Source organism: Pseudomonas sp. HY7a-MNA-CIBAN-0227, from assembly GCF_040310325.1.
GTDB lineage: Bacteria > Pseudomonadota > Gammaproteobacteria > Pseudomonadales > Pseudomonadaceae > Aquipseudomonas.
This window is the reverse complement of sequence record NZ_JBEOPT010000245.1, coordinates 1-256: the sequence shown is the minus strand read 5'-3', so window position 1 is coordinate 256 and position 256 is coordinate 1. Positions and strand designations below refer to the sequence as shown.

The window sequence follows — 256 nt, the reverse complement described above, 5'->3', positions numbered from 1 at the left end:
ACCTTGGCCCAGGTCAATGGACTGGGCAGCGTCTGGCTGACCGTGGCGGTGCCCGAGGCGCAAGCCGCAGCCGTTGCGCCGGGGCAAACCGTCGAGGCTCGTTTACCGGCCTTTGCCGGGGAAGTGTTCAAGGGCACGGTCAGCACAATCCTGCCGCAAACCAACGCCGACAGCCGCACGTTGCAGGTGCGGGTCGAGCTGGCCAACCCTGATGCACGGCTGCGACCGGGGTTGACCGCGCAGGTCAGCCTTCAGC

Annotated in this window: 1 pseudogene; it reads left to right on the top strand. The window is 67.6% G+C overall.

Annotated elements, in window-relative coordinates:
* Nucleotides 1-256 (top strand): annotated as a pseudogene (locus tag AAEZ06_RS27775) (efflux RND transporter periplasmic adaptor subunit); the annotation flags it as partial.